At 34.8% G+C, this 20,731-nt stretch carries 14 protein-coding genes; 6 read left to right on the forward strand and 8 right to left on the reverse strand.

Annotation, left to right across the window (positions count from 1 at the left end; all coding sequences use genetic code 11):
- Positions 1-421: 421 nt before the first annotated feature.
- Positions 422-2,662 carry an FUSC family protein gene (locus tag H8R22_RS09380; RefSeq protein ID WP_187010198.1) on the forward strand — a complete coding sequence of 747 codons (2,241 nt, stop codon included), beginning with the start codon at positions 422-424 and terminating at the stop codon, positions 2,660-2,662.
- 320 nt (positions 2,663-2,982) lie between these two features.
- Complete coding sequence (locus H8R22_RS09385) at positions 2,983-4,140, forward strand: serine hydrolase domain-containing protein (RefSeq protein WP_187010199.1); 1,158 nt, start codon at positions 2,983-2,985, stop codon at positions 4,138-4,140.
- An 87-nt stretch (positions 4,141-4,227) separates the two neighbouring features.
- Here the strand turns inward: H8R22_RS09385 and uvrA are convergent, their stop codons facing one another.
- The 4 genes from uvrA to H8R22_RS09405 form a co-directional block, all read right to left on the reverse strand.
- A complete protein-coding gene (uvrA, locus tag H8R22_RS09390) occupies positions 4,228-7,059 on the reverse strand; it encodes an excinuclease ABC subunit UvrA (RefSeq protein WP_187010200.1) in 2,832 nt (943 codons plus the stop codon).
- A 318-nt stretch (positions 7,060-7,377) separates the two neighbouring features.
- Positions 7,378-9,162 carry a chloride channel protein gene (locus H8R22_RS09395; protein ID WP_187010201.1) on the reverse strand — a complete coding sequence of 595 codons (1,785 nt, stop codon included), beginning with the start codon at positions 9,160-9,162 and terminating at the stop codon, positions 7,378-7,380.
- 137 nt (positions 9,163-9,299) lie between these two features.
- Entirely contained in the window at positions 9,300-10,985 is a 1,686-nt protein-coding gene (gene ggt / locus H8R22_RS09400) for a gamma-glutamyltransferase (protein ID WP_187010202.1), read from the reverse strand.
- Positions 10,986-11,012: 27 nt separating this feature from the next.
- Positions 11,013-11,597, reverse strand: a complete 585-nt coding sequence (locus H8R22_RS09405; RefSeq protein WP_187010203.1) for an acyl carrier protein phosphodiesterase — start codon at positions 11,595-11,597, stop codon at positions 11,013-11,015.
- Between the two features lie 154 nt (positions 11,598-11,751).
- On the opposite strand from H8R22_RS09405, the gene glmM reads away from it, so the two are divergent.
- Positions 11,752-13,140 (forward strand): phosphoglucosamine mutase, encoded by a 1,389-nt coding sequence (gene glmM / locus H8R22_RS09410; protein WP_187010204.1) that lies wholly within the window; start codon positions 11,752-11,754, stop codon positions 13,138-13,140.
- A gap of 71 nt (positions 13,141-13,211) precedes the next feature.
- On the opposite strand, the gene H8R22_RS09415 is transcribed toward glmM, so the two are convergent.
- From H8R22_RS09415 to H8R22_RS09430, 4 genes are all read right to left on the reverse strand, one after another.
- On the reverse strand, positions 13,212-13,610 hold the full coding sequence (locus tag H8R22_RS09415) for a DoxX family protein (RefSeq protein WP_187010205.1): 399 nt from the start codon (positions 13,608-13,610) through the stop codon (positions 13,212-13,214).
- Positions 13,611-13,681: 71 nt separating this feature from the next.
- Positions 13,682-16,216 (reverse strand): TonB-dependent receptor domain-containing protein, encoded by a 2,535-nt coding sequence (locus H8R22_RS09420; RefSeq protein ID WP_187010206.1) that lies wholly within the window; start codon positions 16,214-16,216, stop codon positions 13,682-13,684.
- The gene (locus tag H8R22_RS09425; RefSeq protein WP_187010207.1) at positions 16,203-17,117 is read right to left on the reverse strand and encodes a FecR family protein; all 915 of its coding nucleotides are present in this window, start codon (positions 17,115-17,117) and stop codon (positions 16,203-16,205) included. The genes H8R22_RS09420 and H8R22_RS09425 overlap by 14 nt, the downstream gene beginning before the upstream one ends.
- A 62-nt stretch (positions 17,118-17,179) precedes the next feature.
- Positions 17,180-17,695, reverse strand: coding sequence for an RNA polymerase sigma factor (locus H8R22_RS09430; protein WP_187010208.1), 516 nt, complete (start codon positions 17,693-17,695; stop codon positions 17,180-17,182).
- Between the two features lie 378 nt (positions 17,696-18,073).
- Between H8R22_RS09430 and H8R22_RS09435 the strand changes: the two genes are divergently transcribed.
- The 3 genes from H8R22_RS09435 (at position 18,074) to H8R22_RS09445 (ending at position 20,581) form a co-directional block, all read left to right on the forward strand.
- Complete coding sequence (locus H8R22_RS09435; protein ID WP_187010209.1) at positions 18,074-19,117, forward strand: hypothetical protein; 1,044 nt, start codon at positions 18,074-18,076, stop codon at positions 19,115-19,117.
- Positions 19,118-19,186: 69 nt separating this feature from the next.
- Positions 19,187-19,957, forward strand: coding sequence for a membrane metalloprotease (locus tag H8R22_RS09440; protein ID WP_187010210.1), 771 nt, complete (start codon positions 19,187-19,189; stop codon positions 19,955-19,957).
- A gap of 39 nt (positions 19,958-19,996) precedes the next feature.
- Positions 19,997-20,581 carry a porin family protein gene (locus H8R22_RS09445; RefSeq protein ID WP_187010211.1) on the forward strand — a complete coding sequence of 195 codons (585 nt, stop codon included), beginning with the start codon at positions 19,997-19,999 and terminating at the stop codon, positions 20,579-20,581.
- Positions 20,582-20,731 lie beyond the last annotated feature (150 nt).

A 20,731-nucleotide genomic window follows, 5' to 3' on the forward strand; every position in this document is an offset into this window, starting at 1 on the left:
TTACTAATATGGAGTGTTTTTTGGTAAATTGTATCAACCGTTTCTCCATTAATTATTCCGTTATCCTGCTATCACTAAACCGTAACGGAAGATGCGACAAGAGCTTTAATGTTAGTTGATTTTTAGCTAATTCCTTCTTTTTTAAATTAGTTGCTTTTCAGTATTGCAAATGCTACTTAGCCTTGCGGAACAATGTCCAATACTAACTTGTTTTTTAATAGATGGTTTCGTGGCAATTCTTGGAGAAAGTGCCTCCTAGAAAATCAATATCGATTAGATATCAACCAATACATCTGCATCTAAAATTATTGAACGTGTTTTTGGAAAAATCAGACTTGTGTTTATGCAAGTACTGTAATTATACTATGATACGATAGTATGGCTTTATTGTCTTAACTTTAGAACAAAAACATAAATAAGCTTGAAAGAAAAACGCAAACAAATAGAACTTTACCTAAAAAGCATTCGTTTTGATCGAGGAATCCGGATTGGTCTTGCGATTGCGCTACCACTTGCCTTACTTCATTTTATCGGGTATTTTACATATGCTCCTGCTGTAGTTGTGGGTGCTTTTTTAACCGCGCCAGGCGATATTCCGGGCAGCTTTAAACGAAAAGTCAATGCCATTTTAGTAAGTATAGGTTTGATGATGCTTATTACAACAGTAATTCTGTTTTCAAAACCGTTTCTACCTCTTTTGGTAGTAGTATTAATAGTCATTACTTTTATGGTGTCTTTAATTTCAGTTTATGGCTTTAGAGCATCTCTCGTGTCATTTTCGGGTTTGTTAACGATGGTTATATCATTTGCTATCGAAAAAGAAACAGTGCAGGAGATTTTGATTCAAGTAGCCTTGATGGGGCTTGGAGGTGTTTGGTATTTAGCGATATCCTTTATCTTTCAAAAGCTTACCCCATTAAAAGATCAGAATCAGCTGCTGTCAGATACGCTGGAGCTTACAGGTGAATACTTAAAATTACGAGCTAAACTAGTAACAAAGAAATCGAAGCGCGATCACTATTTGAAACAATCTTTTGTTCTCCAAAATCAAATTAACGAAAAGCATGAAACACTGAGAGAAATAATGCTCACCGACCGCTCTAATTCTGAGGATAAACAGCTAGTAATCTCACTCTCCTCGATCAATATACTAGAATTGATAGAAGCAAAACATCTCGATTATGAAGTAATTGATAGAATTTTTGGTGAGAATAAAGAATTTCTAAACGCTTCGGTAAAACTGAGTAAAGTCATGGGGAATTATCTTAAACGTTTGTCTGAATTATTGATTCAAAAGGACAATATCCCAAATAATGACCATCTATTACAAGCATTAGCAGAGGCAAGCGAAAGCATCACAAAATATATCGATACCGTCAAATTACCTGAAGCTCGAGAAGGAGCTCTGCTACTCAAAAATTTGTACGATTACCAAGAGAAACTACTACATGAAATTACTGTTATTAGGAGTGTAATGACTAATGACAAAGAAGCGTCTAAAATCTCTTTAAAAAAGCAAGACGCAAGTCAGTTTTTAACACTGCAGGAATATAGGTGGAATATTCTTTTTCAAAATTTCAGTTTAGACTCTACTATATTTAGACATTCAGCGCGACTCACCGTTGCAATTCTGTTTGCCTATGGGGTAGGTGTATTTTTTGATATACAAAACACCTATTGGATTTTACTGACTATTATTGTGATTATGCGCCCTAGTTTTGGCTTGACCAAAGAGCGTTCAAAAGATCGTGTTATTGGTACATTCTTTGGTGCCGCCGTTGCTGTTGGTATAGTACTACTTACACATAATCCAATAGTTTATGCAGTACTAGCATTTGTTTCTTTTATATTGGCATTTTCATTGATTCAACAAAATTATAAGTTTGCTGCTGCTTTGATCACCATTAGTATCATATTTGTTTATTCCCTGATCAATCCAAATGCTTTTGAAGTAATTCAATACCGAGTTATCGATACTGTTATAGGTGCCACTATTGCGGTCGTTGTTAATTATATAGTTTTGCCAAGTTGGGAAGCTAATAATTTGAAGCAGGTACTTTTGAACGCTTTAAAAAAGAACAAGAAATACCTTTTAGCAACCCAGGAATTGTACCAAAATCCTTCTAAACACCAACTCTCTTATAATGTGGCGAGAAAAGAAGCGTTTCTTGCCATTAGTAATTTAAATGCTGCCTTCCAGCGCTTAACAAAAGACCCAAAATCGAAACAAAAGGAGTACCAGTTGATTTATGAAATTGTCACGCTTAGCCAAACAATGACATCCGCAATCGCATCAATCGGTAGCTTTATTAGCAATCATAAAACGACACCTGCTTCTATAGAATTTAATACATTGAACAAAAAAATTTCTACTATCCTACAGATATCAATCGATTCTTTAGGCGATAAGCAAACAAAAAAGAAAGTCGATCAAGAAACAGTTGACATAGCGCAGGAAAAGCTACAAGGAAAATACCAGCAACTATCTAATTTGAGAGACGAGAACATCAAACATGGTAATACCGAATTAGATACAGAAACGCTTCATGGTCTGCAAGAGGCCTATTTGATTGCCAATCATATGACTTGGCTAAAATCTCTTTCTGAAAAACTCAATAAAACCACCGAGCGCTATCAATCCTCTATTTTAGAAGAGCTGTAGTAATTAGTAAAACTGGTGAAAAATAAATATAATCAGATCAGAGTTCTGTTGTTTCTATAAACTCTTCTTCGGATTCATAGTAAGCCGTTAACTTAATGAAGTGGTAATTTGATTATCTATCCATACTTTATAAAAGATTTTTTTTAGATTCTTTTCTTGCCTCATCTTTTTCAGACTATAACTCATACTATTACCTTTAAAATTTGTATTTTCGATTGCTATACCATTTCATATTGTACTACTAGAATTTTTTCTGTTTTGCATAATGTACAGATTGGTAGTGCTTCAAATCGTTATATTTTAGTACTAAATAATTATTTATGAAAAACATACTTGTAGTTTCTATTTTTAGTTTTTGTTTTACAATTACAAACGCCCAAACCAACTATTATCCGGATAAATCCTGGCAGGGAAAAGCGGCTTCAGAATTTAAAATGAATTCTACTCTTTTAGAGGAGGCAGTACAATTTGCTTTAGCAAATGAAAACAAAGTAGAGAGAGATTTGCGAATTGCTGTACTGAAATCCTATGCTCGGGAACCCGACTATAAAATTGTAGGTCCAATGAAAGAACGTGGTGGTCCTGCAGGTTTAATAATCAAAAACGGTTATATCGTTGCCAAATGGGGAGATGTTGATAGGGTAGATATGACCTTCAGTGTTACAAAAAGCTTTTTATCCACTACTGCTGGTTTAGCAATAGATAATGGACTTATTAAAAGCGTCACGGACTCTGTAAAAAATTACGTTTGGGACGGTACTTTTGAAGGGAAGCACAATTCAAAAATTACATGGGACAATTTGTTAGATCAGTCCTCTGACTGGAGCGGAACATTGTTTGGGTTACACGATTGGGCAGACAGACCTTCTAAAGAGGGAAGTATCGCTGATTGGAAAAACAGAAAATTAAATGAACCAGGAACCTTTTTTAAGTACAATGATGTTCGCGTGAATGTTCTTGCTTATTCCTTAATACAGGTATGGAGAAAATCGCTTCCAGTAGTTTTTAAAGAAAAAATAATGGACCCAATAGGTGCCTCTACTACTTGGAGGTGGTATGGATACGAGGATTCCTTTGTAAATATAGATGGTGTAATGACGCAGTCCGTTAGCGGTGGAGGTCATTCAGGTGGCGGAGTTTTCATCAGTGCAATTGATCAAGCTCGTTTTGGATTACTGTTTTTACGTAAAGGGAAGTGGAAAAACCAACAACTACTTTCTGAAAAATGGGTAAATGAGGCACACCGTCCTTCCGTTGCAAATAAGGACTATGGTTATATGTGGTGGATGAATACTACAGAAAAATGGGCTGGGACTTCACCAGAGGTGTATTATGCCGCGGGTTATGGCGGTAATTATATTGTCATAGATAATGCTAATGATCTTGTTATTGTAACAAGATGGATGGATGACAGCAAAATGGGGGAGTTTATGAAGCTAGTGAACCAATCTGTTGGTAGCCAGGTAAGAAAAAAATAACTATATAGTTCTACACTTAGAGCAAATCAGTTTAGCGCAAAAGAGATACTTCCATCTATCTTGCGCTAAACTGATTTATATCTCTTATTATGCTAGTTCTTTTTTCAAGAATTTGGCAGTATAGCTCTTTTTGTTTTTTGCCACATCTTCTGGAGTTCCCTTAGCAACAACTTGTCCACCACCTTTTCCTCCCTCAGGACCTATATCAATAATGTAATCAGCAAGCTTAATAACGTCCATGTTATGTTCAATAACTAAGATGGTATTTCCCTTATCTACTAGTTTGTTAATTACGTTCATAAGCACTCTAATATCCTCAAAATGCAAACCAGTAGTTGGCTCATCTAGAATATAAAAAGTGTTTCCCGTGTCTTTTTTAGATAACTCGCCCGCTAATTTAATTCGTTGTGCTTCTCCACCAGAGAGTGTGGTGCTTTGTTGACCAAGTGTTATATAACCCAGACCTACATCTTGAATTGTTTTTACTTTTCGGTATATTTTCGGAATCATTTCAAAGAAAGGAACTGCCTCATCTACGGTCATATTCAGCACATCTGATATGGACTTTCCTTTAAAACGTATTTCTAATGTTTCTCTATTAAAACGCTTACCTTGACAAGTTTCACATTCTACATACACATCAGGAAGAAAATTCATTTCAATGGTGCGCACCCCAGAACCTTCGCAAGTTTCACAACGACCACCTTTAACATTGAAGCTGAAACGTCCCGCTTTATAACCTCTGATCATACTTTCGGATGTCATAGTGAACAGTTTTCGAATCTCAGTAAAAACCTCGGTATAAGTAGCTGGATTGGATCGTGGTGTACGTCCTATCGGACTTTGATCAATGTCTATTACTTTGTCAATATGCTCTAATCCTTCAATCTTTTTGTAAGGTTGAGGTTTTTTGACACCATTAAAATAAAACGCATTCAAAATAGGGTAGAGGGTTTCATTGATTAATGTAGATTTTCCACTCCCTGATACTCCCGTAACACATATTAGTTGTCCTAATGGCAAGTCGATTGAAACATTTTTTAAATTGTTTCCCGTCGCGCCTGTAAGCTTCATGAATTTTCCATTTCCTTCACGGCGTTTGGAAGGAATTTCTAATTTCATTTTTCCGTTCAAATACTGTGCGGTAATTGTATTGGATGCTAGAGTTTCAGCAGGTGTACCAATGCTAATTATTTCGCCACCATATTTTCCTGCTTTTGGACCAATGTCAATAACATAATCAGCTCGCTCAATCATATCTTTATCATGCTCTACCACGATAACCGAGTTCCCTAAATCACGTAATTGCTCTAAGGAATGAATCAGTTTTTCATTGTCTCTTTGATGTAAACCAATACTTGGTTCATCTAAAATATAAAGCACACCAACGAGTTGCGATCCTATTTGTGTAGCTAAGCGTATGCGTTGTGCTTCACCTCCTGATAGTGATTTTGAACTTCGGTTTAAAGCTAAATAATCCAAGCCTACATTCATTAAAAAGGCCAATCTATCCTTAATCTCTTTGATTACCTCAGAGGCTATTCGTTGTTGTTTGTCAGATAATTGTGAATTTAAATTATCAAACCAATAGGTGACGTCGGAGATATCCATATCACACAATTCGGCAATGTTTTTTTCATTGATTTTAAAAAACAATGCTTCTTTTTTTAATCGGGAACCTTCACATACCGGACATTTTATTTCGTCCATAAATTCCTTTGCCCAACGTTTAATTGTAGTCGAGCCACTTTCATCATGTTGGTTTTTAATAAAATGAGAGATTCCTTCAAAATCAATTTTATAGTCTCGGGCAACACCTAGATCTTTAGAATTAACAGTGAATTTTTCTTTCCCACCATTCAAAATCATCTCCATCGCTTCGGCTGGAATAGTTTCTATTGCATCCGTGATTTTAAAACCATATTTTTCACCAATTATTTCCAATTGCTTGAAAATCCAAGATGATTTGTATTCCCCTAAAGGCGCAAATCCACCTGCTTTAATAGATAATTTAGTATTAGGAATTATTTTTTTTACATTGATCTCATTTACCGTCCCAAGGCCATTACAATTCGAGCAGGCTCCTTTTGGAGAGTTAAACGAGAACAAGTTAGGCTCTGGATTTTGATACGAGATCCCTGTAGTAGGACACATCAAGTTTCGGCTAAAATAACGCACTTCAGTAGAATCTTGATCCAGAATCATTAAGACATTTTCACCATGATGCATAGCGGTATCAATGCTTTCACTTAATCTTTTTTCATTGTCAGCAGTGCCTTCGACAACCATTCTGTCTACTACAATCTCAATGTCATGCGTTTTATAACGATCCAGCTTCATACCCGAAGTGATGTCTACCACATGTCCATTAACACGGACTTTTAAGAAACCTTGCTTCGCAATTTGTTGAAATAATTCGCCATAATGTCCTTTACGAGCCCTGATTACAGGAGCGAGTATGTTGATGCGCTTTTTGCTAAAATCTTGGATAATTAAGTCTTTTATTTGCTCATCAGAATAAGAAACCATCTTTTCTCCCGTGTTATAACTGTAAGCATCTGCAGCACGAGCATATAATAAACGCAAGAAATCGTAAATCTCTGTTATGGTTCCCACAGTAGAGCGTGGACTTTTTGAGGTTGTTTTTTGTTCTATGGCAATTACAGGTGATAGACCATCAATTTTATCAACATCAGGTCGCTCTAAACCACCAAGAAACTGTCTTGCATACGCAGAGAAGGTTTCTACATAGCGGCGTTGTCCCTCGGCATAAATAGTGTCAAATGCCAATGATGATTTTCCAGAACCCGAAAGACCAGTGATTACCACTAATTTTTCTCGAGGAATTGAAACGTCAATGTTTTTAAGGTTGTGAACTCTAGCTCCTAGAACTTCTATAGTATTGTCTGTATCTAACATAATTTAGCAAAAAAGCAAAGTTACTGTTTTGATTTATTCTTTTGATACAACAGTTTAGAACTTTGTGTTAAAATAGGTTATGAAATGCTGAGCAAATAGTAGTTAGGAAGGAGCACAAGCAGGTAGTTTTATATTGACGTCTTGTCCTGCTTTTCGCTTCAATCTTGTGCGGCAAAACACTTGCCCCACAAGGATTTTCACTTCAATCAGGGCTAGGAAAGACGTGTCGTTTTCAGTAGCTGAAGCAGTAAATAGCAAAAAGAAGGTACTATTTTACTGTTGTAGTTGCTGTAAGTAATTATTGTTTGTTGCCTTGAGTTATTCAATTGTCATTGCTTTCAACTTAGATCGGTATGCCTCAAGAGCTATTGATTTAGATATAAAACCAAAGTACTTCTCGTCTTTAATGACTGGTAAAAAAGCCGATTTTGAACGCTCAAATTTATTCATCACCGTTTCCATACTATTAAACGGGTAAATGACCTCAGCAGGAGTAGCCATAACCTCTTTTACTAAGGTATATTTAACTCGATACGTATTAAAAATGATTTCTCGGATGTTATTAAAATGAACAATTCCTAACAGATGTTGCTCCTTGTCGACAACAGCAAAAATAACTTGATTAGAGTGCGAAATCAAGTCCACTAATTTCTCTAAATTTTCGTCAGGAGAAACGGTTAAATAATCGGTTTGAATGATTGAAGTTGTATCAAGTGTTGAGAGTACATTAGTATCCTTATTGCTAGTAAAAGCATGCCCTTTTTGAACTAAATCTTTGACATCCATAGAGTGCTTTTCAAATCGTTTAGAAATAGCAAAACTAATAGAGGCAACGATCATAAGAGGTAACATTAAGCTATAGCCACCTGTTATTTCTGCAATTAAGAAAATTGCGGTTAGGGGAGCATGAAACAAGCCACTTAATATTCCGGCCATTCCTACCATGGTGAAGTTACTAACAGGTAGTTGTGTAAGTCCTGTGAAATTTATTGCTTTCGAGAAAAGAAATCCTACATAAGAACCTAAAAATAAAGAGGGAGCAAAGTTTCCTCCATTTCCTCCAGAGCCTAGTGTAATTGCTGTTGCAAAAACTTTGAGCATCATCGTAAGACCTACAAAAGCAAGCAATACCCATGTGTTGTCTTTAAAGCTGCTAAACAAAGTGTTTTCTAAAATTTCGCCAGGATTCTTATCGGCTAATACTTTTATGCTTTCATAACCTTCACCAAACAAAGTAGGAAACACAAAAATTAATACAGCTAAAATACTAGCGCCCAAAAGTGCTTTTTTATAGGCATTCATTTTTAGTTTATGAAAAAAATGCTCCGTCCTTCTAAAATTTCTAGTGTAGTAGATGGAGATAAAACCAGTTATCACACCCAATAAAACATAAAAGGGAATTTTATGGTAATCAAATTCTTGTTGTTGCTTAAAATTCAATAAAATTGTTTCATCTAAAGCAACAACTGATACTAAAGCCCCTGTTGCCGCCGCAATCATAATAGGGGTGAAAGCAGAGATACTAACATCTACAAGCAAAAATTCAATTGCAAACAGTACACCTGCGATAGGTGCATTAAAGGCAGCTGCGATTCCCGCAGCTACTCCGCAACCTATTAGCAGCGTTCTATCCTTGTAGCTAAGTTTGTATTTTTGAGCATAATTAGATCCAAATGCGGCTCCTGTTACTACAATTGGGCTTTCTAAACCAGCTGATCCACCTAAACCAACAGTTAAGGAGCTGGTGAATATTTGGGCATACATTTGTTTTTTAGGGATAATACTGGCTTTTTTTGCTACTGCGTATAAAATTTGAGGTGTTCCTTTTTCGATTGAGCCTCCTAAAACCCGTTTAACAACAAAAACAGTTAAAAGCAAACCTGCTATTGGTAAAATACTATTGATGAAACTCAACTTTAAGATGCCATTAATATAGGTAGCAAATGAATAAACACCATGTGCAAATGTCTTCAATACGATAACTGCAAATGCAGCAGTAATACCTACTAATACACTGGAAAGGAATATAAATTGCTTTTCTGTTAGAATGGATTGAGACCAAGCAATGATAGCTTCTAGTTTAGAAAGGTATTTTTTAAACATTTTTTTTATTTGAATAGGCTAAATTACTATTATTTTCAGCGGTAGTGAAATTTTTAAAGGCTTCTTTTTCTATCGATTATTTTGCAGTTATGTAGATTAAATTTTTAATTTTTTGCGAAATAGGTGAAAAATCTAATTTAGAATCCTGCAGCTTTGTCATCACCTCTATAGTCGGCACCACCTTCTAATTTTTTGTTGGGAAGTACTAATATAGCATCCACTTTCCCAATAACTGGTGTGTTTTTTTCATTGATTAAATAGCCTTTACTTTTTAAGTTAAAAAGGGTTGTCGCACTAAAAGCGTTAGGTTCAAAGGTAATTAAGTCGGGTAACCATTGATGATGAAAACGAGGTGCATTTACCGCCTCTTGCATACTAAATTTGTATTCATGCACATTAAGAATAGTTTGCAGTACTGATGTTATTATTGTTGACCCACCAGGAGAACCAACCACCATAAACAATTTTCCGTTTTTTTCAACTATTGTAGGCGTCATAGAACTCAACATTCGTTTACTAGGAGCAATGCTATTGGCTTCATTTCCGACTAGCCCAAACATATTGGGTACGCCTGGCTTTGCACTAAAATCATCCATTTCATTATTTAACATGAATCCTAATTCGTCACAATAGTATTTAGAACCATACCCTGCGTTTAATGTTGTGGTTGCTGAAACAGCATTACCAAATTGATCAACTATAGAGTAGTGCGTTGTTTCCATACTTTCCTTATAATTTACCTTTCCGGCTTTAATATCAGATGAAAGTGTAGCTTTGTTTATATTAAAAGTGTTCATCCTGATTTTTAGGTAGCTGTCGTCCATCAATTCTGTAATAGGCATTTTAACAAAATCGGGATCACCAAGAAAAAAATTACGATCTGCGTAAGCTCTGCGTTCTGCTTCAACAATAATCTGAATTGCTTCAGGCGAATTATGCCCCATTTTAGTTAGATCGTAGGGAGCAATCATTTTAAAAATTTGTGCCAAAGTAATACCACCACTACTTGGCGGAGGCATCGAAATAATGTTTAAATCGTTGTACTTAAATGATAAGGCAGTTCTCCATTTTGCCTCATACTGCGCTAGGTCCTCCATAGTGATTATTCCACCTTTACTTTTAAGGTAAGCCACTAATTTCTTGGCGGTTTCTCCTTTGTAAAACTCATTGCGACCATTTTTAGCGATTCGTTTTAATGTAGCAGCTAATGCAGGGTATTTTATAAATTCATTTTCCTTATATTCATTGGAAAGCAAAGAATTAGGACCGTTGTATTGAACCAAAACATCATGGTACTCATGCAGTCGTTCTTCTTGTTTTTTGGTCACAATTACGCCTCGTTCGGCTAGTGCTATTACTGGTTTTAAAATTTCAGAAATAGGCAAGGATCCCATTTTTTCATGAACAGCAAAAATACCTGCGATGGTACCAGGAACGCCAATAGCTTGAGCAGTCTCCGTGCTTTTACCCGGAATTACATTACCTTGGTCATCTAAAAACATATCTTTTGTAGCAGCTAAAGGTGCTTTTTCACGGTAGTCCAATGTTCCAACTTCTCCGTTCACTTTTCGATATACCATAAATCCGCCACCACCAATGTTTCCTGCGTAGGGGTAGGCTACGGCCAAAGCTAGTTCAGTTGCTATCATAGCATCGAATGCATTACCTCCTTTTTTCATAATCGCTACTCCAATTTGCGAAGCTTCTTCACGTGCAGACACAACCATCGCCTTATTAGATTGCAGACCAGTTGGCTTTTGACCGTAAACTAACGATGAACAACTGATACCAGTGACGAATAAAAATAGAAGGATATTTTTCATTTAGCTAGGTGTTTTAAGTTAATAAAATTAAAATTCTTTTTGCTTTTCTGCAACGTACGCACGCAATTCCTCAAAGAAAAGAGTAAATTCTTTTTCAAAATCAGCGTAAAACTCTATTAGCTCTTCAGTTGCGAATTGCATTTTAGATTGATTCTTAGTGCGGCGATCCATCTGCGTTAGGATATGTTTAATTCCATTTATAGTTTTATAACTCAATAACCAATTTTCTCGGAACATAACATCCATAAATCCCGATGTTCTCGGACTCAAAATAGCTGGATTATCCCTTAATGATTGGTAAAAGCGTTCGATATATTCTGCGAGATTTTCTTCAGAATAAGAGCTCCAATTTTTAGCCAAAAAATGATCGTAAAAAACATCAACAATAACACCAGCATAATGGTGATATCTAGGGTGAAGTTTCTTGGTACTTTCTCTAAAGATGGGGTGAGCATCAGTAAAAGTATCAATTGCTCTATGTAACAATATCCCTTTCTGTACTTTTTCCGGATAATTGGCAAATTGATTTCCTCGTATACCATCAGCCATAAAGTTTCCTATTTTTAATAAGTCGCTTGAGCCAGAAAGATAGATGTGTGCTAAAAAGTTCATGTCAAATAAATTGTAAAAAATCAAATATACAAAGATTAAAAGGGAAGGCGTTAGCTACAAGCATAATAAAAAAACTTTCTTTGTTACCATTTTGTAGCCTATGAACTTTTATATTTGTATCGAAAATCAAAATACTTATATAAAAAAATAGCTCATGACTTTAATAAAATCAATTTCAGGAATACGAGGTACCATTGGCGGTAAAGTAGGGGATAACCTGACTCCGGTAGATGCTGTGAAATTTGCTTCGGCGTATGGTACCTGGTTAAAAAACTATTCCTCAAAAACAAAGCTCACTGTTGTTGTAGGTCGTGATGCCCGTATTTCGGGTCCTATGATTCATAATTTAGTTGTTAATACGCTAATAGGTTTAGGAATTGATGTAATAGATTTAGGTTTGTCAACAACACCAACTGTTGAAGTTGCTGTACCATTAGAACAAGCAGATGGTGGAATTATATTGACTGCTTCTCACAATCCAAAACAATGGAATGCCTTGAAGTTATTAAATGAAAAGGGCGAATTTTTAAATGGTTTAGAGGGAGAAAAAATACTAGCGATTGCAGAGGCTGAAGCATTTGATTTTTCGGATGTGGATAGTTTAGGGCAAATCACAGAGAATGATGCGTACATGGATATTCATATCGATGAAGTGTTAAATTTGCCGCTTGTAGATGTAGCTGCTGTAAAAGCAGCTCAATTTAAGGTTGTTGTAGATGGTGTTAACTCATCTGGAGGAATCATTATTCCTAAATTGTTAGAGTTAATGGGGGTTGAAGTGGTGAAGCTATACTGTGAGCCAAACGGGCATTTTCCTCATAACCCAGAACCGTTAAAAGAACACTTAACTGATATTTCAGAATTAGTAGTAAAAGAAAAAGCTCATTTAGGTATAGTAGTAGATCCTGATGTAGACCGTTTGGCTTTTATTTGCGAAGATGGCGAAATGTTTGGGGAAGAATATACATTAGTAGCTTGTGCAGATTACGTTTTGAGTAAAACACCAGGAAACACGGTCTCAAATATGTCTTCTTCACGTGCTTTACGTGATATCACTAATGCTCACAAGGGTAGTTATGAAGCGAGTGCAGTAGGCGAAGTCAATGTGGTTGAGTTGATGAAGAAAAACAAGGCTATTATTGGTGGGGAAGGAAATGGCGGAATTATATATCCAGAATCACATTACGGTCGTGACAGCTTGGTAGGTGTAGCTTTATTTTTAACTCATTTGGCTAATAAGAAAATGACAGTTTCTGCTTTGAGAGCTTCTTATCCGGAGTATTATATGAGTAAGAATAAAATAGAATTAACACCTCAAATAGATGTTGACGCTATTCTTGTTGCTATGACAGAAAAATATAAGAATGAAGATATCACTACCATCGATGGTGTTAAAATCGATTTTGCTAACGAGTGGGTTCATCTAAGAAAATCGAATACAGAGCCGATTATTCGTATTTATACTGAGGCACCATCACAAGAACAGGCTGATAAGCTAGCCTTTCGAATTATAGATGAAATAAAAGCTATTGCAGGAATCTAATAGATAGGAACATAATTTAAAAAGCCCTTTTAACAAATTGTTAAAAGGGCTTTTTATTGAACCTATTTATGTTAATCCCAAGCGTTCGAGGTTGAAACGGAATATTTGCCGCCTCCAGTAAAAAAGAGGGCTAATGCACCAAAAAGGTACAATCCTAATAATTCAATGGCCCAACCTCCATTTTTGTTTAATGTAAACACCTCTTGACTGTGTACTAGAAAAATGATAAATAAAATTCCAAATACATAAGCTCCTGCTGCTAAACGCGTTCTAAAACCAATGAGAATAAGTAAAGGTGCTACGATTTCGGTAATATAAACACCGTAAGCCAGCACAACAGGTAGTCCTTTGTCAGCTAACATCTCTTCAATAAATGAGGTATTTCCAATTTTTGCGATGCCATGTAGTAGCATTAAAGCACCTACAGAAAAACGAATTAGTACTAATCCTAAATTGGTATTAGTTTTCATATTTATTGCTTTTGATTTCGCCGTAAAGTACAGAAATTAAACCTATTCTCCTTAAGTTTTTTATGAGCAAGTTAAAAGTTAACTCTAAAGTTGATGTTTGGTGTCATCGCTAAGGATTTGTTTTCTATTTTGATGGTCTTAGATTGGTCGTTTTGGTCTACTTTATAGTAATGGCTAATAACATTATCTTGATTTGTTACATTAATAATTCCAGCTCTAATTGTGGCTTTAACAGCTGAATTAAACTTAAAATCATAGCTTAAAGAGGTGTCTATTCTCATAAAATCATCTAAGTTTTTACTGTTTGGACTGCTATAATTAACCATTGTAAAACTTCCGTTTTTCTTGGTTTCGTTTCCTGCTACAGGCTCAGTATAGGGCTGACCGCTACGCCATATACCTCCTACTGAAATCTTGAAATTTGGAGATAGATCATAATTTAAACCTAGAGAGGCAGAATGTCTAATATCTGCATTATTAGGAAAGGAGGAAGGGGTAAAGGATTCGAATTCGTAATTATTAGTGCTAAAAGTATAGCTGCACCACATACTGTAGTTTTTACCAGATTTGTTCACTAAAAATTCAACTCCTTTCGCAGTATAATTTCCTGTAGCTGTCGTGTACTGAAAGCTATTGTAAAAACCTTGATTTGAAGCAGTAATACCATCAACAAATTTATAAAAACCTGTTAAATCTATGTTGAATTGGTTTCTTTTAAATTCTATGCCAAGAGAGGCCTGCTTACTCGTTGCTATAGGAATAGCTTTATTATCAACAAGAACCCAACGCCTTTTTTCGACCCCCAAAAAATCATCTTCAAAATCAATAATCTGAGTAGAAGTTTGATTCTTAAATTCGCCCTCGATTTTTAGCGCAAGTAAATCAGAAATTTGCTGCCTTATGTTTAAGCGTGGCTCGATTATCATTTTGTCAAATTTTTGAAAATAATTAAGTCGAGCTCCAAGTCGTATGTACGTACTGTTTTTATGATATTCTGCTTCAGAGAAAAGGGCTTGCGTAAGCAAAACATTTTTAATTGTACTAGAGAATGTTGGGTTCCTAACTGTTGTTTGATTGAGCATTCCTGTTTCTGTCAATTGGTAGCCATGCAAAAAAGTTAGGTGTTTATTGATCTTATAATTGAGATTTAATTTTAATCCAGTCTCTAACACTTCATTAGCTTCCGTCAATCTTTGATCTGTCTCGACTCTATAATCTGAGGCGTCTATATTGTATTTAGAAAAATAGCCACTCATTTCAGTATTCACACGGTCACTCCAATTTGCGACCCAGTTACCGCCATATCCTGCATTATTTTGAGCCAATCTACTTGCTTTTTGTTCCGTGCTGCTATTGTTCGTTTTTAATTCGGAATAATCTAGGGAGTTATTGATGCCTATAACAGTGGCACGCAAATGGTGTTTATCATTAATGTCAAAAAGCAATTTGGCAGTATAATCATAGAAGTAAAAATCAGAACTAGTATTATTTTCCTGATTAGTAGTTTTAATTTCAGAGTCTTGAAAGCTACGATCAAAATAATTAGTATAAGTAGGGCTTTTAAAAAAATCAGTTAAGGAACGACGAGCCGAAAGATCTATTTGCAGGTTTTTTGCTACTGGAATTTCAATAAAAGCATCTGTACTTATTAGATTGACGTCTAGACCGCCTTTTACTACAGTACCCACTTTATCATTGGTAAACATATTTATAGTACTAGATACGCCATCACTGTAGGCAGCACTAGTACCATTTTTACTAACGATTACTTTACGGGTAACATTAGGATTATAAGCAGATATTAAGCCGAAAAAATGACCCGAATGATACATTTTTATATTATCCCAAAGCATTAGGTTTTGGTCGTTTGTTCCGCCACGAACGTTGATGTTGGCAATACTTTCGTTAGTACTTTCAACTCCCGGTAAGACTTGGATTGATTGCAATATATCAGGCGCTACCAAACCGGGTAATATTCCAAATTTTTTTGATTCCAAGACGGTGCTTCCGTCAAGATATTTTTGTAAACCAGTCGTAAAATATTTAGTTATTAAGACTTGATTAAGTTCCTCGTTACTGGTTTGTAATATTATTTTTTTACAATTTTGTTCGTTCATCAATAGGTCTTTAACAGTAAACTGCTGGTCGGCATAGCCTATGTAAGATATATTTAATACTGCATTCAAGTTAATATTATCAATTTTAAAATATCCTTTATCCGACGTTATAGCACTCTTTGTACTTTGAGCTATTCGTACACTTGCTCCAGGCAACGAAGTTGTTAGATCCTTGCTGTAAACCGTACCGCATACTGTGACAGTTTTATTTAGTAATGAAACAGTAATGTAGCGATCATCTATCGCTCTAAAATTTAAAAGAACTTTTTTATTTAAATAAACAAGTGTTTCTGATAAGCTTAAGCTAGATTGGGGCGACTCGATTGCAATATCCTTAACATCTTCGACAGCATAAGAGAATTTTACATTATAGCGCTGTTCTAGTGTTTTTATTATTGTTGTGAGTGGCTTGAAAGCATTGCTTTGCTGCCCATAACTACAATTAAATAGTAGGATTAGTAACACCAATGTCCATTTATTGTGCGGCATAATTGTATATTATAATGGTTTTGCCTTGTATTTTATAACTTAATTGTAACGGGACAGTAATTGCTTCCAAGGCCAATTTTTGATTAGTATTGGTAAAGGTTCCCGTATATAATTTTGAGGTATCGACACCCTCTGTTTTTATGGTAATATCATATTGCCTCTCTAACTCTGCAATAACTAAATTGAAAGGAATACGTTCAAAATTAGATTCTTTAGCTAGCCATGAGGGTGATGAAGTAGTAGAATCATCCACAGATTCAATTTTTTTATTTACTAGTCTAAAAGTTTTGCCAGGAGGTAGCTTTACAATTTTGTTATTGTGAGTAACACTTACTAAGCCTTCATAGCATAATACTTCATAATAATTGTCACGTTGTTTGACATTAAAATGTGTTCCAAGAACTTTTACAATTCCGTCGTTGGTTTTTACGCTAAAAGTTTGTCCCTTTTGTACTTCAAAATAGGCTTCACCTTCTAATGTTAGTGCTCTATTTTCTTCCCAATTTTCCTCGTTATAGGTGATTTTTGAGCTAGCATTTAGTGTGACTTTCGAATGATCAGGAAGTTCAAACGACTGTGTTTGCGCAACCGAAGTTTTAAAAGTAGTATCGTTGTTAAAAAATAAAAAGTAGGATGATGAAAATAGCAGCGCAATGGCTGCAGCTATCTTGAAGAACATTTTATAATTTAATGGAATAACTTTAGGTTCTTTTTTCTCGAGTTTAAGTTGGTTAAAGCGCTCTAAAGCGGCCTGAGCATCAACTGCTGGCGCTTGTAGGTGAGAGGAATAATGAGCAATTTTTTCTAAGACAAGAGCATCTTCTGATTTTTTCAAATCGTCGATTTCTTGATCGGATAATTCGCCATTAATCCATTCTAGTATTTTTTTTTCGTCTTTCATCTTTAGGAGATTACATTAGTAAGACAACTCATTCTAAAATTACCCTACTTGCTATCAATTATTTATATGTTCTCTATTTGTGCTTTTAATAGCTTTAAGGCACCTGACATTCTTTTCTCAACTGCTTTTTGAGAAATATCAAGTAGTTCGGCTATTTCTCGGTATTTTTTTCCGTCTATTCTATTCATTAAAAAGACTTCTCTTTGTGCTTCACTTAAGGATGCAATTGCGTTTTGAAGTTTAACTTTGAATTCTTCTTCTTCTAAAATATATTCTGGACTTTGGTTGGTACGATCTAGGTTAGGCGTATCTTTGGCATAAGCCAAAACAACTTTTTGATGCTTGATAGTATTTAAAAATAAGTTATTCACAGTAGTAAACAAATACGTTTTTACCTTGTGATAATCAATTTGTGAACAATGTTCCCAAATTTTTGCAAAAGCATCTTGAACAATATCTAAAGCAGCATCACGATCGCCACATTTATAATAGGCAAAATTGGTTGCTGCTTGTACATTTTTTAAATAGATTTCATTAAAGTTTACCTGTTCGCAAAGTGATTGCTTGTCATGACTCATAGAAATTGTACTCTTTTAATTGGTGGGTAAATGTAAATTATTTTTTTTGATTAAAATAAAGAGCGACCATACAGCTTCGTTATTCCATCAAAAAGTAAGTGTTTATTTATAGTGCTCTATTTTTTATTTTTCTTGAAAATATAATATCAAAATGCCTTTATTATTTATTTTTTATTGTTCAAAAAAGAATACCAACTAATCGCCAGTAATAATACTTTCTCAATGCTTTCCTGTACTTTTGTAATGAAGCCATACATTCACAAAAAAAAAATAAAAAATTTAAAAATTGTGGTAGGGTAAAATAAATGATGGTTGTCTTACTTATAGAAATGCGCTTGAAGCATTAAATAAAAGTAAATAACTATAAATTTTAAAAACATGAAAACTTTAAAAACTATTACAGGAATCGCAGCTATTGCATTATTTGGATTTACTTCTTGTCAAAGTGAAGTAAACGAAGTTGATGGACAGAACCCGAATACTAACGGAGCAAATTCTACCGCTACAACTAATTTTAAGCGAACTGCAATGTTTGATGGATCTGAAGATGATATGTTAGACGGTACTTCTTGTTCGTCTATCGTACTTCCAGCTGTAGCTACAGTGAATGGAACGAGAGTTACTTTACTTACACAATTAGATTACCAACAAGTAATTTCTATTTTGGGACAATTCAATAATGACCAAGACTCAGTTGTTCTTCAATTTCCTTTGAAAGTAAAAACAAGTACCTATACTGAAGTAGTGGTTAATAGTCAATCAGAATACAATGCAATTGTAAATGGATGTACTTCTGCTCAATCATCAGGTCAAAGTGCTATTTCTTCAGTGAAAATTAGTTTCCCACTAACAATTTTAACTTACAATACTAGTTTCCAACAAACAGGTAGTTTAGTGATTACATCCAATCAACAATTATATACGTACATGAGTACAGTAAGCAGCACGGAATTATACTCTGTTGCATACCCTCTATCATTAACGTTTATTGATGGAACTAAATCAACGGTTTCTAGTGATGCAGAATTTAAAGCTGCAATTGAAGCTTCTATAAAAACGAAGGCTACAATCGAAGCTGCTGTTCAAAGTAAAAAACAAATGGAAACTATTTTAGTGAATGGTACATTTAAGGTACAATCATTTGTAAGTGCAGGAGTTGATACGGCAAACACATACAAAGATTTTACAATTGATTTCGCAAATGACATGTCAATCAAAGTTTTCAATGGTTTGACAACTGCGGCAAATGGAACCTATGCAGCAAGTTCACAAACTGATGTGTTTTTAAAATTAACATTTTCAGGAAACGCATCCTTTAATCTTTTAAACAATACGTGGAAAGTAACAAGTTTTAACGCAACATCTATTAATTTACAAAGTTCAACAAATGCTGCTGTAACGTTAGTGTTGAGACAAATATAAAATCATAATAAATTGTCGAAGTAGCCCTTTTGAAGTAAGCTACTTTGACAATTAAATTAAAAGTAAAAAATGAAAAAATTAATAGTAGTACTCTTTTTAGTCTTATCAATTTCTTGCTCAAAAGACGATAATGTTGGTGAAATGGCATCTAATGGATTTACAGTTTCTAATAATAAAAAAGCAACTGGAAGTTCTGCCTATGATTTGTTATCGGATAACATTTTTAAAAGTATGGTCATAGAGGTTGTTTATGTACAAGGTTTTGAGCCAACAACTGCTGCCATTAATGATTTTGTTGCTTTTTTAAATAATAGAACTTTTAAACCGCAAGGTATAACTGTAGTAAAAAGAGCTATTCCTTCGCCTGGAAAAGCAACTTACACAACTACCGATATTATCGCCATTGAAGATGCTAACAGAACGAAGTACAATACAGCTGATCAAATTGCAGTTTGGTTATTTTTTACTGATGGAGCTTCTGATGGTGACTCGGGGAATAACTTTGTAATAGGTACGGCATACAGAAATACATCAATAGTTATTTTTGAAGAAACAGTTCAATCGCTTACTAATAGTCCTTTAAAGCCCAATAGAAGTTTGGTAGAATCGACGGTTGTAAACCATGAGTTTGGTCATATTTTAGGTTTGACTAATTTAGGTACAACTATGCAAACTGATCATGAAGATAAGGACCATCCTAAACATTGTATTACACAAACTTGTTTGATGTTTTGGCAAGCAGAATCTAGTAGTGGAATGATGAATATGCTTTCTGGAGGTTCTGCACCGACATTAGATGCCCAATGCTTAGCAGATCTAAAAGCAAATGGTGGGAAATAGAGAAAAGAGTAGAGTAGTAGTAACTTTAAAATAGAGATCATGAAAAAAACATTTATAACCTTAGCATTACTTTGCGGAATACTATTTTCTGTTAATGCACAAGAAAACAGTTCCTCTAAATCTACAGGAGGTATAAAAGGAGGGTATAACTTAGCATCAGTTAGTTTTGATGGAAATGGAGAAACCGATCAACGTAATGGTTTTCATTTAGGAGTATATGGAGAATCGTTTATCAGTAATAGTTTTTCTATCCAACCCGAATTAATGTACTCGCAGCAAGGATATGAGATTACAAATTCGAATGGAACTTTTACGCAAAAATTAGATTATATAAATTTGCCAATTATGCTAAAAGCATATCCATCAAAAAACTTTTTCCTTGAAGCGGGACCGCAAATAGGTCTAGCAATTTCTCATAAGGAAGCTTATGATGGTTTTATCACCGCTTCACGAGAATATGATCCTCAAAAATTTGATTGGGGAATGAATTTCGGTGCTGGTTTTAAAATAGATGCTGGAATTAGTTTAGGTGTAAGATACCATCTTGGTTTAGGTGATTTATACGACACGAACGATAAGGCATTTAATAGAGTGTTACAGTTTTCTTTAGGATTTGATTTGTAACAGTCAATCACTATTTTAAAAAAGCTCTTTTGGTAATTAATTATCAAAAGAGCTTTTTTTATGCAGTAGTTGATAATTTTAAGCGGTTAATTTTCATTTAAATAGAATAGGATTTTGCTAAATTCCAGTGTTTCTATAACTGTAGATTGC

Source organism: Flavobacterium kayseriense, from assembly GCF_014305095.1.
GTDB classification, from domain to species: Bacteria; Bacteroidota; Bacteroidia; order Flavobacteriales; family Flavobacteriaceae; genus Flavobacterium; species Flavobacterium kayseriense.